Here is an 18,094-nt window from a genome sequence, read left to right as displayed (position 1 = left end):
CCCGCGGGGAACGGCCGGCGGGCCCGGCCGGTGTCCGTCGTGCGACGTCACCGTCCGGGCCCGCCCGCGCCACGGCTCACAGGTCCTGCAGCAGGCTGGTCACCGACCCGTTCTCGAAGATCTCCCGCATCGCGTGGGCCACGAGCGGGGCCACCGACAGCACCTCGACCTTGTCCAGGCCGGTGTCCGCGGCCGTCGGCAGGGTGTCGGTGGATCCTCGCGCCCCTCGCGGCGGAGGACGTCGAGGCCCTCAACCGGATCATGCGCACGCTGCTGGCCTCCCTCGGCGACGTCCGCTGACGGCCGGGGTGCGGTGAACGGGTGGACCGGTTCCCGGCCGGGCGCTGTCGCCTTGCGCGGGCCCGTCCCGCCGCGCACAGTGCGGTGCATGGCACGGTGCGAAGTGTGTGGGAATGACTACGAGCTGGCGTTCACGGTCGAGACCCGGGACGGAGCGCGGCACGTCTTCGACTCGTTCGCCTGCGCGATCCACCGGATGGCGCCCATCTGCGAGCACTGCCGGGTGCAGATCATCGGGCAGGGCGTCGAGGTGGAGGGCCACTGGTACTGCGGGGCCCACTGCGCGCGGGCGGAGGGCAAGCAGGGCATCGTCGACAAGGTCGGCTCGGCCACCTAGACGGCCGGGGGAGCCCGCCGGCCGTCCGCCGGGCGGTCAGCCGTCCGCCGGTGCGACGTCCCCCAGCAGCTGGCCGAAGGCCGCCTCGTCCACCACGGGCGTGCCGAACTGGCGCGCCTTGACGGTCTTGGACGTGCCCGAGTCGGGGTCGTTGGTCACCAGCAGACTGGTCAGCCGCGAGATGCTGCCCGCCACGTGGAGCCCGGCCTCGGTGGCCCGGTCCTCCAGGAGCTCGCGCTCCACCGACGTGTCGCCCGAGAAGGCGACCCGCATGCCCTGGCGGAGCGGCTCGCCCGGCACGTAGCGGCCGGGATTCGGGTACGGACACGGCGGCCGCTTGCGGGAACGGTTCCACGCCGTCGGCCGGTAACCACCGCCGGACCCGTGGCCGCCGGACCCGTAACCGCCCGGTCCGCCGGGCTGCCGCCCGATCCGCGCCGTCGGCCCGTCGGACCACTCGGTGAGCGGCAGGCACTCCAGCAGCGGCAGGCGCAGCCCGGTGGCCGCCGCCGCCCGCAGGCTGGGGCGGAACGCCTCCGCCAGCACCCGGGCGTCGTCCAGGGCGTGGTGGGCACGCCGCTGGACCACGCCGAAGTGCGCGGCGAGCGACTCCAGCTTGTGGTTGGCGAGCGGCAGGGCCAGCGCCTTCGCCAGGGCGATGGTGCACAGGCGCTGCCGCACCGGCGCCTCCCGGCCCGCCCGGGCGTACTCACGGGCGATCATCTGCCAGTCGAAGACGGCGTTGTGGGCGACCAGCACCCGGTCCGCCAGCCGCGTCGCGAACTCCTCGGCGATCTCCGTGAACAGCGGGGCACCCTCCAGCGCGTCGCTGGTCAGCCCGTGGATCCACACCGGCCCGGGGTCGCGCTCCGGGTTGACCAGCGTGTACCAGTGGTCCTCCACCTCGCCGCGGGCGTCCAGCCGGTACACGGCCGCGGAGATGATGCGGTCGTCCCGGGCCAGTCCGGTGGTCTCCACGTCGACGACCGCGTACCCCTGGGGATACACGGCCGGCCAGGGAGCGGTGGACGCTTCGGGCGTGTGGTCTTCGAGCATGGTCAACGAGGATATGCGGCCGGGCCGACACCTCCGTCCCCCGGGGAGCGTCGGTACCCCACCGGACGCATGTCCGGTGCGATCCTCCGGATGTGACGGAACGACAGCAACGAGGCGAAAGTCGCCAAGACCGCGAAAGGCGCGAAGCCCTCGAACGCGATGAAATGGGGCGCGGGAGCACGCCCCTCGCCGCCCGGCTCAACTGGCTGCGGGCCGCCGTGCTCGGCGCCAACGACGGCATCGTCTCCACCGCGGGCCTGGTGGTCGGCGTGGCGGGGGCGACCGGGAGCCGGTCCGCCCTGCTGACCGCCGGCCTCGCCGGACTCCTGGCCGGATCGATGTCCATGGCCGCGGGGGAGTACGTCTCGGTCTCCACCCAGCGCGACTCCGAGCGGGCCGCCCTCGCCACGGTGCGGCGCAGGCTGCGCGAGCGGCCGCAGGCCAAGCTGGAGAAGCTCACCGGCCTGCTGGAGGACCGCGGGCTGCGGCGCGAGACCGCCGGGGACGCGGCCCGGCAGCTCACCGCACGCGACCCGGTGCGCGCCCACGCCGCCGTCGAACTCGGCATCGACCCCGACGACCTGACCAACCCCTGGCACGCCGCGGGCGCCAGCTTCGCCGCCTTCACCGTCGGCGCGCTGCTCCCGCTGCTCGCCATCGTGCTGCCGCCGGCCGGCTGGCGGCTGCCGGTCACCGTGGTCTCGGTGCTGCTCTCGCTGGTGTTCACCGGCTGGAGCAGTGCCCGCCTCGGCGCCGCCGATCCGCGCCGGGCCATGGTGCGCAACGTCGGCGGCGGGGCGCTCGCGATGGCGGTCACCTACGCCGCGGGCAACCTGCTCGGCATGGCGGGGGTCTGACCGGGCGTCGGCGGGGGCTCCGCCGTGGAGGTATTGGCGGGGCTCCACGAGGAACGGGGCCTACCGGCGGTAATACTTGTCGGTAACGACCTCTGGCCGCGGTCCGGGAAGCGCCCTTACCGTGCAGGTATGCCGAACCTGCCCGATGTCGTGCTCTGGTCAATCCCTGCCTTCGTGGTGCTCACGGTGATCGAGATCGTGAGCTACCGCGTCCATCCGGACGAGGACGCGGCGGGGTACGAGGCCAAGGACGCCGCCACCAGCATCACCATGGGCCTGGGCAGTCTCTTCTGGGACTTCCTCTGGAAGATCCCCGTCGTGGCGATCTACACGGTCGTCCACGAACTCACCCCGCTGCGGATACCCGTGCTGTGGTGGACCGTCCTGCTGATGCTGCTCGCCCAGGACTTCTTCTACTACTGGCAGCACCGCGGCCACCACGTGATCCGGATCCTGTGGGCCTGCCACGTCGTGCACCACTCCAGCCGGAAGTTCAACCTCTCCACGGCGCTGCGGCAGCCGTGGACCTCGCTCACCGGCTGGCCGTTCTACCTGCCGCTGATCGCCCTCGGCGTGCACCCGGCGGCGCTGGCCTTCCTCCAGTCGGTCAACCTGGTCTACCAGTTCGGCATCCACACCGAGCGGATCGGCAAGCTGCCCCGGCCGGTCGAGTTCGTCTTCAACACGCCCTCCCACCACCGGGTCCACCACGCCTCGCAGGGCGGCTACCTGGACCGCAACTTCGGCGGCATCCTGATCGTCTGGGACCGGATGTTCGGCAGCTTCGCCGAGGAGACCGAACGTCCGGTGTACGGGCTGACCAAGAACATCGAGACGTACAACCCGCTCCGGGTGGCCACCCACGAGTACGCCGCCATCGCCAAGGACCTGCGGGCGGCGCGGAGTTGGAGTGAACGCGCGGGCCGGCTGTTCCGCGGGCCGGGCTGGCAGCCGGCCACCGGCGTCTCCGCCACGCCCGCCGCCGGGACCGCGCCCGCCCCCGCCGCCCCCGCCGCGACCGCGGCCGCCCTGAAGGAGTCCGCGTGAGCATCAGGACGACGACGGCACCCCGGGCGCCGTGGCTGGGCAAGGCCCTGCCCGCCGCCTTCGTCCTGGCCTCCGCCGTCAACCTGGTCACGGTCTCCACCGGCCACGGCACGGTGGAGACGGTCTCCAAGGCGCTGCTGATGCCCCTGCTGGCGGCCACCGCCGCGCTCGTCGGAGCGCCCCGCGTGCTGCTGGTGGCGCTGGCCTTCGGCTGGGGCGGCGACGTGATGCTCTCCTGGGGCGGGGAGCGTTCCTGGTCGGCATGGGCTCCTTCGCCCTGGGTCATATCGCCTACCTGGTCCTCTTCCGCCGCCACGGCACCGACCGGAGCAGGGCGGCGGGCCTCGGCTCGGCCGTCGTGTACGCGGCCGGACTGGCGGCGCTGATGGTGCTGCTGCTCCCGGACCTGCCGGCCGACCTGCGGGTCCCGGTGGCCGGCTACAGCTGCCTGCTCACCGCGATGGCCTGGGCCGCGGGGCGGACGGGCCGCCTCGCCGCCGCGGGCGGGGCCCTGTTCCTGCTCTCGGACACGCTGATCGCGGCGGAACTGGCGGGCTGGGGCCCGCTGCCGGTCCACGGACTGTGGGTGATGGCGACCTACATCGCGGCCCAGGCGCTGCTCGTCGCGGGCGTGTGCGGACGGACGCGGCCGCGGGAGCCGCGGACCGCGGCGCTCACTGCCACCGGATCGGCACCGGCAGTGCCGTGAGCAGGCCGGAGGCGGCCACCACCAGGGCGAGCAGGGCCACCTCCGCGCGGGCCGGGACCCACGCCGTCAGCGGATCGGCGGCCCCGCGCAGCCGCAGCCGGGCCCACAGGGCGAGCGCGGCCACCGCGGCCACCAGCAGCACCTTGGCCAGCAGCGTGCGCCCGTAGGCGGTGGTCACCAGCTGCTCCAGCACCGTCCCCGGCGGCATGCGGCGCAGCGCGCTGCACACCCCGGTGGCGGTGACCGCCGCGAGCAGCAGGGCGGCCGCGCGGGCGTACCGGCCGAGCAGCGCCGCGGCCTCGGCGGGCGCCTCGGCCCGCCAGAGCCGCAGGACGCGCAGGGCGTGCAGCAGGCCGCCGGCCCACAGCGCGCCGCAGGTCAGGTGGACGGCGGTGAGCGCGGCGCCGGTCAGGGGGTCGTGGTAGTCCCAGGCGGGATGGGCGCGCAGCGCCTCCGCCGCGACCACCGCGCCCAGCGGCCACAGCTGGGCGGCCGGGCGGCGGGAGAGGGCGAGCAGCCCCGCCACCAGGAAGCCGTTCACCTCCACCAGCGCCAGCAGCCCCTCCCGGTGCGACTGCAGGCCGCCCAGGTCCAGGTCGCCCCAGCCGCCGGGCACCCGGTTCCCGGCGGCGACGACCAGCGCCAGCCCCAGGGCGGCGAGGAACCCGGCCCCGGCGGCCCACGCGGACCGGCCGGGCGGCAGCACGCCCCCCGGCCGCAGCCGCCGTGCCGCCCGGCCCACGAACAGCTCGCCCAGCGGCACGCAGAGGGCCGCGAACAGCACGGCCCGCAGCAGGCCGATGCCGGGCGTGCCCGGGGCCGCGGCCTCCCCGCTGCCGTGCAGCGCCGCGGACGGGCCCAGCAGCGGGACCAGCGCACCGGCCGTCACCAGGGCGAGCAGGGCGACGGCCCGCCCGGCGGGAGCTCTGCGGGGCGCCGGTCCGTCAGGCGCCGTGGCGGGTCCGGGGGTTGGCGTCGTCAAGGTCACGGGACGATCTTCACCGGAGGGGATGAATCCGGGCAAGCAGGCCACGGCAAGTGGCGGACGCGGCTCCGTTCCGCGACCGCGACGGTCCCCGCCGCGCGTGCCCGGCGGGGACACGACGACGTCCGCCGGGCCGAGGGGCCGGGCGGACGTCGTCGTGCCGTGGTGCCTTGATGGTGGGGTCGTGGTGCCGTCGGCGGGCCTGGCGGGCCGGAGCCGCCGGAGCTACTTGGTGACGGCCTTGAGGGCGTCGACGATGCCGGCGCCGTAGAAGCCGTTCCCGCGCGGGCCGCCGACGCAGACCGCGTCCTGGACGCCGTCGTTGTTGTAGTCGTACGTGTCGGGGCAGGGGAACTTGGTCGACTGCGCCTTCAGCATGGCCGCCAGCGCACCGGGAGTCGCCTTCGGGTGCGTGGACTTGATGAGGGCGGCGACGGCGGCCGCGTGCGGGGCGGCCATCGAGGTGCCCTGGGACCAGCCGTAACCGCCGCCCGGGAGGGTGGACAGGATGCGGCCGTTCTTCGACGGGGTGTCCGGCGGGAGCTGGCGCGCGTCGCCCCCCGGCGCGGCGACGTCGATGACGCCCTTGCCGTAGTTCGAGAAGTACGACTTCTTGTCGAAGTAGCCCGTCGAGGAGACGGTGACCACGCCGTCGAGCTGGGCCGGCATGTCGAGGCAGACGTGCGGGTCGATGGTCCGCGTGACCGGGGTGCCGTCGTTCGGGCTGCCGTCGTCGACGATGGCGTCCGAGTCGAGGTCGAGGTACGAGTTGCCGGCCGAGGCGACGTGCAGGGTGCCCTTGGACTCGGCGTACCTCTTGGCCCGGGTGACGGCGTCCAGGAGAGCCCTCTGGTCGTCGTCGTCGGGGCAGTTGAACTCCCACGGGTCGGTGTAATAGCTGTTGTTCGTGATCTCGACGCCCTTGTCGGCGGCGAACACGAAGGCGCAGACGATCGCCTCGGTGAAGAACAGCTGGGTCTCGTCCGGCTGGGCCACGGTGATGCCCGCGACCTTCACGCCGGGCGCGACGCCGGCCACGCCGATGCCGTTGCGGGCGGCGGCTATCTCACCGGCGACGTGGGTGCCGTGGTCGTGGTCGAGGTCGACCGGGCGCCAGGCACCCTCGGAGGCGTCGGCCACGCCGCTGGAGCAGTCGGCGGACTGGGAGGGGGAGAAGCTGGGAGCCAGGTCCGGGTGCAGGTCGTCGACGCCGGTGTCGATCACGGCGACGGTGACGTCCGGGCTGCCCGGGTTCACCTCGGCGGCCCTGTCGGCGCCGATGGCCCGCAGGTCCCACTGGTCGGCCTCGAGCGGCTCGCCCAGGCCGGCGTCGGCGGAGGCCTCGGTGATCCTCGCGATCTCCTTGGCGTCGAGGCGGTCCATGGCGTCGACCTGGGTGGAGGCGACCGGCGTGAACGGCACGGTGCGGGTCGCGCCCGCGCTCTCCACACCGCGGACGGCGCGCATCGTGGCGCCGAAGGACGGGTCGGCCGAGTGGGCGACGATCACGCCGATCTTGTCGTACGACGTGAGGATCGAACCACCGGCCCTGGCTATCGCCTTCTTCACCGAGGCGAGGGTGCGGCGGTCCGTCCTGGTGTTGACGACGTAGGACATCGTCTTCTCGGCCGCGGCGGCGGCCGGGGCGACCTCGACGGCGGGCGCCGCCGCGGCGGTGGCCGGAAGGAAGCCGAGCGACGCGGTCAGCGACAGCGCGACCGGCAGCGCGAGGGCCAGGCGGCGTCGTGAGCCCAGATGAGCCATGGGGTCTCCACATCATCCTGAATCGAAGCCCGCCCGGGCGGAGGTGGGTCGCGGGCAGGTACATGACGGATGGTTCAGGAAGAGAAGCTATCCCTCGAAGTCGCTGGCCAGCAACGCTCCGCCGCGACGATTCCCGAACATGGCGACGACGGTGAACCGGTCGCCGCTCCGCTCCGTGAAGGCGGACAAGGGGTGAAGAGCCGCGACCCCCTGTCGGATCACGTTCCGGGGCCCTAGCATCTCGACTTTGTTCAGTGATCCACGTCACAAGCAGGCTGATTTTCCTATGACCCCATCCATCACACGAGGAGACTCCGTGGCAGACGCACCGCCGCTCGAATCGCCGCAACCACGGCAGCCGTCCACCGAGGAGTACGTCGAGGTCCAGGAAGGCGCGGAGTTCGCCGAACTACGCCGCTCCTACCGCTCGTTCGCGTTCCCGCTGACCATCGCGTTCGTCCTCTGGTACCTGCTCTACGTCCTGCTGTCCAACTACGCGGGCGGCTTCATGGGCACCAAGGTCGTCGGCAACATCAACGTCGCCCTGGTCCTGGGCGTTCTCCAGTTCGTCAGCACCTTCCTGATCGCCTGGTGGTACGCGCGCACCGCCGCCGCCAAGCTCGACCCGAAGGCCGACGCCATCAAGTCCCGGATGGAGGGCGGCGCGTGAGCACCGACTTCGTGTTCCTCGCGGCCAACGAGGCCAGCGAACACCGCACACTGATCATCAGCCTGTTCAGCGCGTTCGTCGTGGCCACCCTGGCCATCACCATCTGGGCCGGCCGCCAGACCAAGGACGCCGCCGACTTCTACGCCGGCGGCCGCCAGTTCTCCGGATTCCAGAACGGCCTCGCCATCTCCGGCGACTACATGTCTGCCGCGTCCTTCCTCGGCATCGCCGGCGCCATCGCCCTCTCCGGTTACGACGGCTTCCTCTACTCCATCGGCTTCCTGGTCGCCTGGCTCATCGCCCTGCTCCTGGTCGCCGAACCACTGCGCAACTCCGGCCGCTACACCATGGGCGATGTGCTCGCCTACCGGATGCGCCAGCGCCCGGTCCGCACCGCGGCCGGCATCTCCACCATCGTGGTGTCGATCTTCTACCTGCTCGCGCAGATGGCGGGCGCCGGCGTCCTGGTCGCCCTGCTCCTCGGCATCACCAGCGAGTTCGGCAAGATCGGCATCGTCGCCCTGGTCGGCGTCCTGATGATCATGTACGTCTCCATCGGCGGCATGAAGGGCACCACCTGGGTGCAGATGGTCAAGGCCGTGCTGCTCATGTTCGGCGCGCTGCTGCTGACCTTCCTGGTCCTGCTGAAGTTCAACTTCAACATCTCCGACCTGCTCGGCACCGCCGCCTCCAACAGCGGCAAGGGCAGCGCCTTCCTGGAGCCCGGCCTCAAGTACGGCGTCAGCGAGATGTCGAAGATCGACTTCCTCTCTCTCGGCATCGCGCTGGTCCTCGGCACCGCCGGCCTGCCGCACATCCTGATCCGCTTCTACACGGTCCCCACCGCCAAGGCCGCCCGCAAGTCCGTGCTCTGGGCCATCGGCCTCATCGGCGCCTTCTACCTGATGACCCTGGCCCTCGGCTTCGGCGCCGCCGCGCTGATGAAGCCCGAGTACATCACCGAGTCCAACGCGGCGGGCAACACGGCAGCGCCCCTGCTCGCCCTGCACCTCGGCGGCGTCGACTCCACCTGGGGCGCGATCCTGCTGGCCTCGATCTCCGCCGTCGCCTTCGCCACCATCCTCGCCGTGGTCGCCGGCCTCACCCTGGCCTCCTCCTCCTCGTTCGCCCACGACATCTACGCGAACGTGATCAAGAAGGGCCAGGCCACCGACAAGCAGGAGATGAAGGCGGCCCGCTGGTCCACCGTCTTCATCGGCATCGTCTCCATCGCCCTCGGCGCCCTCGCCCGCGACCTCAACGTCGCCGGCCTCGTCGCCCTGGCCTTCGCGGTCGCCGCCTCCGCCAACCTGCCGACGATCCTCTACAGCCTGTTCTGGAAGCGCTTCACCACCCAGGGCGCGCTGTGGTCCATCTACGGCGGCCTGATCACCGCCGTCGGCCTGGTGCTGTTCTCGCCGGTCGTCTCCGGCGCCCCGACGGCCATGTTCCCGGACGTCGACTTCCACTGGTTCCCGCTGTCCAACCCCGGCATCATCTCGATACCGGTCGGCTTCCTTCTCGGCTGGCTGGGCACCATCCTCTCCAAGGAGCAGCCCGACAAGGGCAAGTACGCCGAGCTGGAGGTCCGTTCGCTCACCGGCACCGGAGCGCACTGACCCCGCCGTCGCACGGCACGCGCGGCCGCGCCGCCCCCGGGGAGACTCGGGGCGGCGCGGCCGCCGCCGTCACGTAGGCTCGAGGCTCGGGAACTCGACTGCGAGGGAGGGGTCCAGGTGACGCTCGTCGACACCTTCGGCCGGGTGGCCACCGATCTGCGGGTCTCGCTGACCGACCGGTGCAACCTGCGCTGTACCTACTGCATGCCCGAGGAGGGCCTGCAGTGGCTGGCCAAACCGGACCTGCTCACCGACGACGAGATCGTCCGGCTCATCCGCGTCGCCGTCACCCTGCTCGGCGTCGACGAGGTCCGCTTCACCGGCGGCGAACCGCTGCTGCGCCCCGGCCTGACCGGCATCGTGCAACGCGTCGCCGAGCTGGACCCGCGCCCCGAGATGTCGCTGACCACCAACGGCATCGGCCTCGGACGGATCGCGCCGGCGCTCAAGGAGGCCGGACTCGACCGGGTCAACGTCTCCCTGGACACGCTGCGCCCCGACGTCTTCAAGGCCCTCACCCGCCGCGACCGGCACCACGACGTCCTCGCCGGACTCGCCGCCGCCCGCGAGGCGGGCCTCACGCCCGTCAAGGTCAACGCCGTCCTGATGCCCGAACTCAACCAGGACGAGGCCCCCGACCTGCTCGCCTGGGCCGTGGAGAACGACTACGAGCTGAGGTTCATCGAGCAGATGCCGCTCGACGCCCAGCACGGCTGGAAGCGCGAGGGCATGGTCACTGCCGGTGACATCCTGACCTCCCTGCGCACCCGCTTCGCGCTCACCCCCGAGGGCGACACCGCCCGCGGCTCCGCCCCCGCCGAACGCTGGCTGGTCGACGGCGGCCCGCACCGGGTCGGCGTCATCGCCTCGGTCACCCGGCCGTTCTGCCGCGCCTGCGACCGCACCCGGCTCACCGCCGACGGACAGGTCCGCACCTGCCTCTTCGCCACCGAGGAGACCGACCTGCGCGGCGCGCTGCGCTCCGGCGCGAGCGACGAGGAGATCGCCCGCGTGTGGCGCGCCGCCATGTGGGGCAAGAAGGCCGGCTCCGGCCTCGACGACCCGGCCTTCCTCCAGCCCGACCGGCCGATGTCGGCGATCGGCGGCTGACGGCCCGCCGCCTGCTCCGCCGCCTACTCCGCCGGGGTCCGCCGCGGCGGCTCGGCGTCGTGCCACTCGGCGAGCGGCACGACGTCCTTCAGGAACCCGCGCACGCCCAGGAACTGCGAGAGGTGCTCCCGGTGCTCCCCGCAGGCCACCCAGGTCTTGCGGCGCTCGGGGGTGTGCACCTTGGGGTTGTTCCAGGCCAGCACCCACACGGCGGCCTCGCGGCACCCCTTGGCGGAACAGACGGCGGTCTCGTCACTCACGGTCGTCTCACAGGAAGGAAAGAAGCGGAAAACAGGCGGGGGAAAACAGCCGGAAAAGGTGACGCCGGGCAGCCACGGGGGGAGCTGCCCGGCGTCGGTCCATCACTCCGACGGGGGATGCGGAGCGCTTGGGAAGTATGTCACGCGAGCCCTGTCCGGCGGGACCCGTTCGGCGGTTCCGGCAGGTGGTGAACCCGCCGCGACCGGCGGTCAGTCGCCCTCGCCGGACGCCTGTCCGGCCCGGGCCGCCCGCTCCCGGCCGGGTTCCCCGTACGGCTCCCGGTACCGCTCCCCGCCGGGCTCCGCAACCGCGTCCGCCGGGGGCGGCGCGATCATCGGCCGCACCGGCGGGGCCACGAAGGTCGACGGCAACGAGGGCGTGTTCTCCCGGCCCGCGTTGGCGATCACCACGGCCACATAGGGGAGCAGGACGCCCAGCACCAGCGCCACCACGGCGACCGGACGCTGCACGTTCCACAGCGTGGCCGCCAGGATCACCGAGACGGTCCGGACCAGCATGGAGATCACGTACCGCCGCTGCCGCCCGCGGACGTCGTCCGCGAGGCTCTGGCGGGCGCCGGTGATCCGGAAGACCTGACCCGTCGAGCCGCTCTGCCGCCGCTTCCGCATCACATTCCACCATCCACCAGCATCGGTCCAAAACCGGCACCCCCCACGGTACGCCCCGGCCCGCCGGGCGCGGGCGGCGGGGCGGCTCCCAGGACCGGAGGGGCCGGTCCGTCCCGCGTACGGACTTGTCCGACATGCGCCGTACGGAGGGCGGGCGGAGACTGGGCGTAATGCTCACGTCGATCCGTACGAGGAGGCAGCCATGGGCTGGTTGTGGGCGATCATCATCGGTTTCGTGCTCGGCCTGCTGGCCAAGGCGATCCTGCCGGGCAAGCAGAACATTCCGTTGTGGCTGACGACGCTGCTCGGCATCGGCGGCGCGATCGCGGGCAACGCGATCGCCCGCGGCATCGGCATCGACGCGACGCCAGGCATCGACTGGGGCCGGCACGCGCTGCAGCTGGTCGCGGCGATCGTCCTGGTGGCCGTCGGAGCCGCCGCGTGGAACGCCATCATGTCCAAGAGGCGGACCACCTCCACCCGCGGCACCGTCGCCTAGATGCGAACCGACCGACGAGACACGGCGGGCCGGGAGGGGGCGAGTGCCCTTCCCGGCCCGCCGGCCGCGATCCTCACGTCCCGCCGCGCGTCACGCCCCGGTGACCTCGACGGCCGCCAGGTTCTTCTTGCCGCGGCGCAGCACCAGCCACCGGCCGTGCAGCAGGTCCTCGCGGGCCGGCACGGCGTCCTCGGCGGCGACCTTGACGTTGTTCACGTAGGCGCCGCCCTCCTTGACCGTGCGCCGGGCGGCCGACTTGCTGGCCACCAGGCCGACCTCGGCGAAGAGGTCCACCACCGCTTCCAGCTCGGCGACCCGCACGTGCGGGACCTCGGAGAGCGCCGCGGCCAGCGTCCGCTCGTCCAGCTCCGCCAGCTCGCCCTGGCCGAACAGCGCCCGTGAGGCGTTGATCACGGCGGCGGTCTGGTCGGCGCCGTGCACCAGCGTCGTCAGCTCCTCGGCCAGCGCGCGCTGGGCGGCCCGCGCCTGCGGACGCTCCTCGGTCTGCCGCTCCAGCTCCTCCAGCTCCTCGCGGGAGCGGAAGGAGAGGATGCGCAGGTACCGGCTGATGTCACGGTCGTCCGTGTTCAGCCAGAACTGGTAGAACGCGTACGGCGTGGTCATCTCCGGGTCCAGCCAGACGGCGCCGCCCTCGCTCTTGCCGAACTTGGTGCCGTCCGCCTTCACCATCAGCGGCGTCGCCAGGCAGTGGACGTGCGCCTCCGGCTCCAGGCGGTGGATCAGGTCCATGCCGGCCGTGAGGTTGCCCCACTGGTCGCTGCCGCCCTGCTGCAGCGTGCAGCCGTGGCGGCGGTACAGCTCCAGGAAGTCCATGCCCTGCAGGAGCTGGTAGCTGAACTCGGTGTAGCTGATGCCCTCCTGCGACTCCAGGCGGCGGGCCACGGAGTCCTTGGTCAGCATCTTATTGACGCGGAAGTGCTTGCCGACGTCCCGCAGGAACTCGATCGCCGACAGGCCGGCGGTCCAGTCCAGGTTGTTGACCATGGCCGCCGCGTTCTCGCCCTCGAAGGACAGGAACGGCTCGATCTGCGCCCGCAGCCGGTCCACCCAGGCGGCGACCGTCTCCGGCGCGTTCAGCGTGCGCTCGGCGGTCGGCCGGGGGTCGCCGATCTGGCCCGTCGCCCCGCCCACCAGGGCCAGCGGGCGGTGACCCGCCTGCTGGAGCCGGCGCATGGTGAGCACCTGCACCAGGTGGCCGACGTGCAGCGACGGGGCGGTCGGGTCGAAGCCGCAATAGAAGGTGACGGGACCGTTCGCCAGCGCCTTGCGCAGGGCGTCTTCGTCGGTGGACTGGGCGAACAGCCCGCGCCACTTCAGGTCGTCGACGATGTCCGTCACGGTTCTCGTGTCTCCTAGAACGATCTGCTGCGACCGCCCTCCCGGCGGTCCCTACGAGGTTATACGCCCCGCCGCCCCCGCCGGGACCGGGTTTTCCGGGGCGGTCCGGGACGGTCCGGGGCGGGCGAACGCCCCGGACCGCCCCGGCCTACACCCCCTGGCTCACGGAACTCATGTTGAAGTCCGGGACCCGCAGCGCCGGCATCGCCGCCCGCGTGAACCAGTCGCTCCACTCCCGCGGCAGCGTCCGCTCCGTCCGCCCCGCCTCGACGGCCCGGCCCAGCACGTCCACCGGCGACTCGTTGAACCGGAAGTTGTTCACCGCCCCGGTGACCTCACCGTTCTCCACCAGGTACACCCCGTCCCGGGTGAGCCCGGTCAGCAGCAGCGTCGCCGGGTCGACCTCCCGGATGTACCAGAGGCAGGTCAGCAGCAGCCCCCGCTCCGTGGAGGCCACCATCTCCTCCAGCGACCGGTCGTCCCCGCCCTCGAGGACCAGGTTCCCGATCGACGGCGTCACCGGCATCCCCGTGAGCGCCGCGCTGTGCCGCGTGGAGGTGAGGTGGCGCAGCTCGCCGCCCGACACCCACTCGGTCGCCGACACCGGCAGCCCGTTGTCGAACACCGACGCGTCGTCCCCCGAGGAGTGCGCCAGCACGAACGGGGCGCACTCCAGGCCCGGCTCCAGCGGGTCGCTGCGCAGGGTGAGCGGCAGCGCGGTCAGCTTCTCCCCGACCCGCGTCCCGCCGCCCGGCCTGCTGAACACCGTCCGCCCCTCGGCGGCGTCCCGGGCCGAGGACGACCAGAGCTGGTAGACCAGCAGGTCCGCCACGGCGGACGGCGGCAGCAGCGTCTCGTACCGCCCGGCGGGCAGCTCGACCTGCCGCTCGGCCCACACCAGCCGCTGGGCCAGCTCCGCGTCCAGCGCGGCCGGATCGACGTCGGTGAAGTCCCGCGTGGAACGGCCCGCCCACGCGGAGCGGAGCCGGTCGGGGGACTTGGCGTTGATCTCCAGGGTCCCGTTGGGCTGGTCGTGGCGCAGCCGCAGCCCGGTGGAGGTGCCGAGGTAGCTGGTGACCATCTCGTGGTGGGCGAAGCCGTACAGCTCGCGCCCGCCGGTCCGGGCGCGGGCGAAGGCCTCTCCGAGGGCGGGCGCGAAGGCGTCGAACACCGCGGAGGTGGTCTCGGCGGGCGCCTCGGTGAAACCGGGGGAGTGCGGCACCCCGGTGACCAGCTCGGTCGCGTCCTCGGCCGGGGCCGCGCCGCGGGCCGCCGCCTCCGCGGCCCGCACCAGCGGCTCCAGGTCCTCCGCGGTGACCGCCCCCCGGCTCACCACGCCCGCCGCGGTGCCCTCCTTGCCGTCCACCGTGGCGATCACCGTGAGGTGCCGGCCCCGCGTGACGCCGTTGGTGGTGAGGGCGTTCCCCGCCCACCGCAGGTTGGCGCTGGACGTCTCCGCCGCGATCACGACACAGCCGTCGGCCCGGGACAGCTCCAGGGCACGCTCGACGACCTCGTGCGGCTTGTTGGTACGCGGGCTCATCGACCGGCCTCCTGCGTGGTGTTCAAGATGTTGACGCCCCGGAACAGGGCCGACGGGCAGCCGTGGGAGACGGCCGCGATCTGGCCCGGCTGGGCCTTGCCGCAGTTGAAGGCGCCGCCCAGGACATAGGTCTGCGGGCCGCCGACGGCCTCCATCGACCCCCAGAACTGCGGGGTGATCCCCTGGTAGGCGAAGTCCCGCACCTGGCCGTCGAGCCGCCCGGCCTTGATCCGGTAGGCGCGCTGCCCGGTGAACTGGAAGTTGTACCGCTGCATGTCGATGGACCACGACCGGTCGCCCACCACGTAGATGCCGTTGTCCACGCTGCCGATCAGGTCCTCGGTGGACATCCCCGCCGGGTCCGGGAGCAGCGACACGTTGGCCATCCGCTGCACCGGCACATGCCCGGGGGAGTCCGCGAACGCGCAGCCGTTGGACCGCTCGAAGCCGGTCAGCCTCGCCATCCGCCGGTCCAGCTGGTAACCGGTGAGCACGCCGTCCCTCACCAGGTCCCAGGACTGGCCGGCCACGCCCTCGTCGTCGTAGCCGATGGTCGCGAGCCCGTGCTCGGCGGTGCGGTCGCCGGTGACGTTCATCTTCTCGGAGCCGTACCTCAGCTTGCCGAGCTGGTCGAACGTGGCGAAGGAGGTGCCCGCGTACGCGGCCTCGTAGCCCAGCGCGCGGTCCAGCTCGGTGGCGTGGCCGATCGACTCGTGGATGGTCAGCCAGAGGTTCGACGGGTCGACGACCAGGTCGTACACCCCGGCCCGCACGCTGGGCGCGCGCATCTTCTCGCGCAGCAGCTCCGGGATCTCGGCGAGCTCCGCGTCCCAGTCCCAGCCGGTGCCGGTCAGGTACTCCCAGCCCCGGCCCACGGGCGGGGCCAGGGTGCGCATGGAGTCGAACTCGCCGGTCGACCCGTCCACCGAGACGGCGTTGAACTGCGGATGGAGCCGGACCCGCTGCTGGGTGGTGACCGTGCCGGCGGTGTCCGCGTAGAACTTGTTCTCGTGGACGGTCAGCAGCGAGGCGTCCACGTGGTCCACGCCGTCGGCGGCCAGCAGCCGGGCGCTCCACTCGGCCAGCAGCCCCGACTTCTCCTCGTCCGGCACCTCGAACGGGTCGGTCCCGTAGGCGGACACCCAGGTCTTCTCCGCGTGCACCGGCTCGTCGGCCAGCTCCACCCTCTCGTCCGACCCGGCCGCCGCGATGACCTTGGCGGTCAGCTTCGCCATCGCCACCGCCTGCGAGGCGACCTTGGCGGCGGCGTCCATGGTGAGGTCCACCCCGGAGGCGAAACCCCAGGCGCCGCCGTGCACCACGCGCACCGCGTAGCCGAGGTCGGTGGTGTCCGACGACCCGGCCGGCCGCGCGTCCCGCAGCCGCCAGGCCGCGCTGCGCACCCGCTCGAACCGGAAGTCCGCGTGTGCCGCGCCCAGCGCCCTGGCCCGCGCCAGCGCGGCGTCGGCCAGGGCCCTCAAGGGGAGTGCCAGGAACGACGGATCGATTTCATGGGGCACGGACGGCATCCCTTCAGGCGGTCACTGCGCTGACAACAGGGCAGTACACCACGGGGCGGCCGTGCCGTGCCCGGGTTTCGCCGCCGCCGGGCCGGTCCGCTGGCGGGCTGCCACAACGGCCCCGCGACACCCGTGCGACAAGCCGCACGATCGGGGCTTCCCGGGGCCGTCCGCGACGGTGCGTGACTGTAGGAACCCCACAGTGGGCGGGGGTGCGCTGCTGTTCGTGCCCGAAGGCCCCCGGCGGCGGGCGGACCGATAGGTTTTCAAGGAAGCCGCCCGTCGGCGCCAGAGCGCGGCCGGGCGGGGAGACCAACGAAGCACGAAGGGGGACGGATGAGCCGCTCGGTTCTCGTCACCGGAGGCAACCGGGGCATCGGCCTCGCCATCGCCCGCGCGTTCGCCCAGGCCGGCGACAAGGTCGCGTACACCTACCGCTCCGGCGAGCCGCCGGCCGAGCTCGCCGACCTCGGCTGCCTCGCCGTCCGCTGCGACATCACCGACACCGAGCAGGTGGAGCAGGCCTACAAGGAGATCGAGGAGCGGCACGGTCCCGTCGAGGTGCTGGTGGCCAACGCCGGCGTCACCAAGGACCAGCTCCTGATGCGGATGTCGGAGGAGGACTTCACCTCCGTCATCGACACCAACCTGACCGGCACCTTCCGCGTGGTCAAGCGGGCCAACAAGGCCATGCTGCGGGCACGCAAGGGCCGCGTCGTCCTGATCTCCTCCGTGGTGGGCCTCGCCGGCCAGGCGGGTCAGGCCAACTACGCGGCCTCCAAGGCCGCCCTGGTCGGCTTCGCGCGCTCCCTCGCCCGTGAGCTGGGCTCGCGCAACATCACCTTCAACGTCGTCGCCCCCGGCTTCGTGGACACCGACATGACGCGCTCGCTCCCCGAGGAGACGCGCAAGGACTTCCTGTCCAAGGTCCCGCTGGGCAGGTACGCCGAGGCCGAGGAGATCGCCGGCGTGGTGCGGTTCCTCTCCTCGGACGAGGCGTCGTACATCACTGGAGCCGTCATCCCCGTTGACGGCGGATTGGGCATGGGTCACTGATCGACATGAGCGGAATTCTCGAGGGCAAGCGCATCCTGATCACCGGTGTGCTGCTGGAGTCCTCCATGGCCTTCCACACGGCCCGGCTGGCCCAGGAGCAGGGCGCCGAGATCATCCTCACCGCCTTCCCGCGCCCCACGCTGACCGAGCGGATCGCCAGGAAGCTGCCGAAGCCCACCAAGGTGATCGAGCTCGACGTCTCCAACCAGGAGCACCTGGACCGCCTGGAGGGCCTGGTCCGCGACGAGCTCGGCGGCCTGGACGGCGTCGTCCACTCCATCGGGTTCGCCCCGCAGGACGCGCTCGGCGGCAACTTCCTGAACACGCCGTTCGAGTCGGTGGCCACCGCGATGCACGTCTCGGCGTTCTCGCTGAAGTCGCTGACCACGGCCTGCCTGCCGCTCATGGAGAACGGCGGCTCGGTCGTCGGCCTCACCTTCGACGCGCAGTACGCCTGGCCGCAGTACGACTGGATGGGCCCGACCAAGGCGGCGCTGGAGGCCACCAGCCGGTACCTCGCGCGCTACCTGGGCGAGAAGGACATCCGCTGCAACCTGATCTCCGCCGGGCCGATCGGCTCCATGGCCGCGAAGTCCATTCCCGGCTTCGGGGACCTGGCCAAGGTCTGGGACAACCAGGCCCCGCTGGTGTGGGACCTCGAGGACCCGGAGCCGCCGGCGCGGGGCGTCGTCGCGCTGCTGAGCGACTGGTTCCCGAAGACGACGGGCGAGATCATCCACGTCGACGGCGGGCTCCACGCGATCGGCGCCTGA

17 protein-coding genes and 2 pseudogenes are annotated in these 18,094 nt (G+C 72.5%); 10 read left to right on the top strand and 9 right to left on the bottom strand.

Annotated features, from left to right (window positions below; translation table 11 throughout):
- Positions 1–76 precede the first annotated feature (76 nt).
- Positions 77–211, bottom strand: a pseudogene (locus tag ACWD3O_RS24325) (ribose-phosphate diphosphokinase); the annotation flags it as partial.
- 177 nt (positions 212–388) lie between these two features.
- Here ACWD3O_RS24325 and ACWD3O_RS24320 point away from each other — a divergent pair.
- Positions 389–637: a hypothetical protein gene (locus tag ACWD3O_RS24320; protein ID WP_451412408.1), complete on the top strand. Its 249-nt coding sequence runs from the start codon at positions 389–391 to the stop codon at positions 635–637.
- Positions 638–673: 36 nt separating this feature from the next.
- On the opposite strand, the gene ACWD3O_RS24315 is transcribed toward ACWD3O_RS24320, so the two are convergent.
- Complete coding sequence (locus ACWD3O_RS24315) at positions 674–1,693, bottom strand: DEDDh family exonuclease (protein ID WP_451417338.1); 1,020 nt, start codon at positions 1,691–1,693, stop codon at positions 674–676.
- Positions 1,694–1,857: 164 nt separating this feature from the next.
- On the opposite strand from ACWD3O_RS24315, the gene ACWD3O_RS24310 reads away from it, so the two are divergent.
- The 3 genes and pseudogenes from ACWD3O_RS24310 (at position 1,858) to ACWD3O_RS24300 (ending at position 4,306) form a co-directional block, all read left to right on the top strand.
- Positions 1,858–2,550: a VIT1/CCC1 transporter family protein gene (locus ACWD3O_RS24310; protein WP_451412406.1), complete on the top strand. Its 693-nt coding sequence runs from the start codon at positions 1,858–1,860 to the stop codon at positions 2,548–2,550.
- Between the two features lie 129 nt (positions 2,551–2,679).
- A complete protein-coding gene (locus tag ACWD3O_RS24305) occupies positions 2,680–3,597 on the top strand; it encodes a sterol desaturase family protein (protein WP_451417337.1) in 918 nt (305 codons plus the stop codon).
- Positions 3,594–4,306 (top strand): annotated as a pseudogene (locus ACWD3O_RS24300) (lysoplasmalogenase). Before ACWD3O_RS24305 ends, ACWD3O_RS24300 begins: the two are co-directional and overlap by 4 nt.
- Here ACWD3O_RS24300 and ACWD3O_RS24295 read toward each other — a convergent pair.
- Complete coding sequence (locus ACWD3O_RS24295; protein ID WP_451417336.1) at positions 4,272–5,294, bottom strand: CopD family protein; 1,023 nt, start codon at positions 5,292–5,294, stop codon at positions 4,272–4,274. The pseudogene ACWD3O_RS24300 and the gene ACWD3O_RS24295 overlap by 35 nt on opposite strands.
- 222 nt (positions 5,295–5,516) lie before the next feature.
- The gene (locus tag ACWD3O_RS24290) at positions 5,517–7,055 is read right to left on the bottom strand and encodes a S8 family serine peptidase (protein WP_451412402.1); all 1,539 of its coding nucleotides are present in this window, start codon (positions 7,053–7,055) and stop codon (positions 5,517–5,519) included.
- Positions 7,056–7,341: 286 nt separating this feature from the next.
- Here ACWD3O_RS24290 and ACWD3O_RS24285 point away from each other — a divergent pair, with 286 nt between their 5' ends.
- The 3 genes from ACWD3O_RS24285 to moaA all read left to right on the top strand — a co-directional run bounded on the left by ACWD3O_RS24285 (position 7,342) and on the right by moaA (position 10,454).
- Complete coding sequence (locus tag ACWD3O_RS24285; RefSeq protein WP_451412401.1) at positions 7,342–7,725, top strand: DUF485 domain-containing protein; 384 nt, start codon at positions 7,342–7,344, stop codon at positions 7,723–7,725.
- The gene (locus ACWD3O_RS24280) at positions 7,722–9,344 is read left to right on the top strand and encodes a solute symporter family protein (RefSeq protein ID WP_451412400.1); all 1,623 of its coding nucleotides are present in this window, start codon (positions 7,722–7,724) and stop codon (positions 9,342–9,344) included. The genes ACWD3O_RS24285 and ACWD3O_RS24280 overlap by 4 nt, the downstream gene beginning before the upstream one ends.
- Positions 9,345–9,461: 117 nt before the next feature.
- Complete coding sequence (gene moaA, locus ACWD3O_RS24275) at positions 9,462–10,454, top strand: GTP 3',8-cyclase MoaA (RefSeq protein WP_451417335.1); 993 nt, start codon at positions 9,462–9,464, stop codon at positions 10,452–10,454.
- Between the two features lie 23 nt (positions 10,455–10,477).
- On the opposite strand, the gene ACWD3O_RS24270 is transcribed toward moaA, so the two are convergent.
- Together ACWD3O_RS24270 and ACWD3O_RS24265 are read right to left on the bottom strand one after the other, a co-directional pair.
- The gene (locus tag ACWD3O_RS24270; RefSeq protein ID WP_451412398.1) at positions 10,478–10,714 is read right to left on the bottom strand and encodes a hypothetical protein; all 237 of its coding nucleotides are present in this window, start codon (positions 10,712–10,714) and stop codon (positions 10,478–10,480) included.
- 210 nt (positions 10,715–10,924) lie between these two features.
- A complete protein-coding gene (locus ACWD3O_RS24265; protein WP_451412397.1) occupies positions 10,925–11,344 on the bottom strand; it encodes a DUF3099 domain-containing protein in 420 nt (139 codons plus the stop codon).
- A gap of 202 nt (positions 11,345–11,546) precedes the next feature.
- Here ACWD3O_RS24265 and ACWD3O_RS24260 point away from each other — a divergent pair, with 202 nt between their 5' ends.
- Positions 11,547–11,843: a GlsB/YeaQ/YmgE family stress response membrane protein gene (locus tag ACWD3O_RS24260; RefSeq protein ID WP_451417334.1), complete on the top strand. Its 297-nt coding sequence runs from the start codon at positions 11,547–11,549 to the stop codon at positions 11,841–11,843.
- Between the two features lie 90 nt (positions 11,844–11,933).
- Here ACWD3O_RS24260 and tyrS read toward each other — a convergent pair whose 3' ends face one another.
- From tyrS to ACWD3O_RS24245, 3 genes are all read right to left on the bottom strand, one after another.
- On the bottom strand, positions 11,934–13,202 hold the full coding sequence (gene tyrS / locus ACWD3O_RS24255; protein ID WP_451417333.1) for a tyrosine--tRNA ligase: 1,269 nt from the start codon (positions 13,200–13,202) through the stop codon (positions 11,934–11,936).
- Between the two features lie 148 nt (positions 13,203–13,350).
- Positions 13,351–14,745, bottom strand: coding sequence for a metallopeptidase TldD-related protein (locus ACWD3O_RS24250; RefSeq protein WP_451417332.1), 1,395 nt, complete (start codon positions 14,743–14,745; stop codon positions 13,351–13,353).
- On the bottom strand, positions 14,742–16,265 hold the full coding sequence (locus ACWD3O_RS24245) for a TldD/PmbA family protein (RefSeq protein WP_451417331.1): 1,524 nt from the start codon (positions 16,263–16,265) through the stop codon (positions 14,742–14,744). The genes ACWD3O_RS24250 and ACWD3O_RS24245 overlap by 4 nt, the downstream gene beginning before the upstream one ends.
- A 336-nt stretch (positions 16,266–16,601) precedes the next feature.
- On the opposite strand from ACWD3O_RS24245, the gene fabG reads away from it, so the two are divergent.
- Entirely contained in the window at positions 16,602–17,321 is a 720-nt protein-coding gene (gene fabG, locus ACWD3O_RS24240) for a 3-oxoacyl-[acyl-carrier-protein] reductase (protein WP_451412392.1), read from the top strand.
- A gap of 5 nt (positions 17,322–17,326) precedes the next feature.
- The gene (gene fabI, locus ACWD3O_RS24235) at positions 17,327–18,094 is read left to right on the top strand and encodes an enoyl-ACP reductase FabI (protein ID WP_451412391.1); all 768 of its coding nucleotides are present in this window, start codon (positions 17,327–17,329) and stop codon (positions 18,092–18,094) included.

It is taken from the genome of Streptomyces sp. NPDC002640, from assembly GCF_053592575.1.
The sequence above is the reverse complement of the archived record's forward strand: the minus strand, read 5'-3'. Positions and strand labels throughout refer to the sequence as shown.

Coding starts and splice junctions, on each gene's coding strand:
- ACWD3O_RS24320 (WP_451412408.1), top strand. CDS start 389: ATGGCACGGTGCGAAGTGTGTGGGAATGACTACGAGCTGGCGTTCACG.
- ACWD3O_RS24315 (WP_451417338.1), bottom strand. CDS start 1,693: ATGCTCGAAGACCACACGCCCGAAGCGTCCACCGCTCCCTGGCCGGCC.
- ACWD3O_RS24310 (WP_451412406.1), top strand. CDS start 1,858: ATGGGGCGCGGGAGCACGCCCCTCGCCGCCCGGCTCAACTGGCTGCGG.
- ACWD3O_RS24305 (WP_451417337.1), top strand. CDS start 2,680: ATGCCGAACCTGCCCGATGTCGTGCTCTGGTCAATCCCTGCCTTCGTG.
- ACWD3O_RS24290 (WP_451412402.1), bottom strand. CDS start 7,055: ATGGCTCATCTGGGCTCACGACGCCGCCTGGCCCTCGCGCTGCCGGTC.
- ACWD3O_RS24285 (WP_451412401.1), top strand. CDS start 7,342: ATGACCCCATCCATCACACGAGGAGACTCCGTGGCAGACGCACCGCCG.
- ACWD3O_RS24265 (WP_451412397.1), bottom strand. CDS start 11,344: ATGCGGAAGCGGCGGCAGAGCGGCTCGACGGGTCAGGTCTTCCGGATC.
- ACWD3O_RS24260 (WP_451417334.1), top strand. CDS start 11,547: ATGGGCTGGTTGTGGGCGATCATCATCGGTTTCGTGCTCGGCCTGCTG.
- ACWD3O_RS24250 (WP_451417332.1), bottom strand. CDS start 14,745: ATGAGCCCGCGTACCAACAAGCCGCACGAGGTCGTCGAGCGTGCCCTG.
- fabG (WP_451412392.1), top strand. CDS start 16,602: ATGAGCCGCTCGGTTCTCGTCACCGGAGGCAACCGGGGCATCGGCCTC.
- fabI (WP_451412391.1), top strand. CDS start 17,327: ATGAGCGGAATTCTCGAGGGCAAGCGCATCCTGATCACCGGTGTGCTG.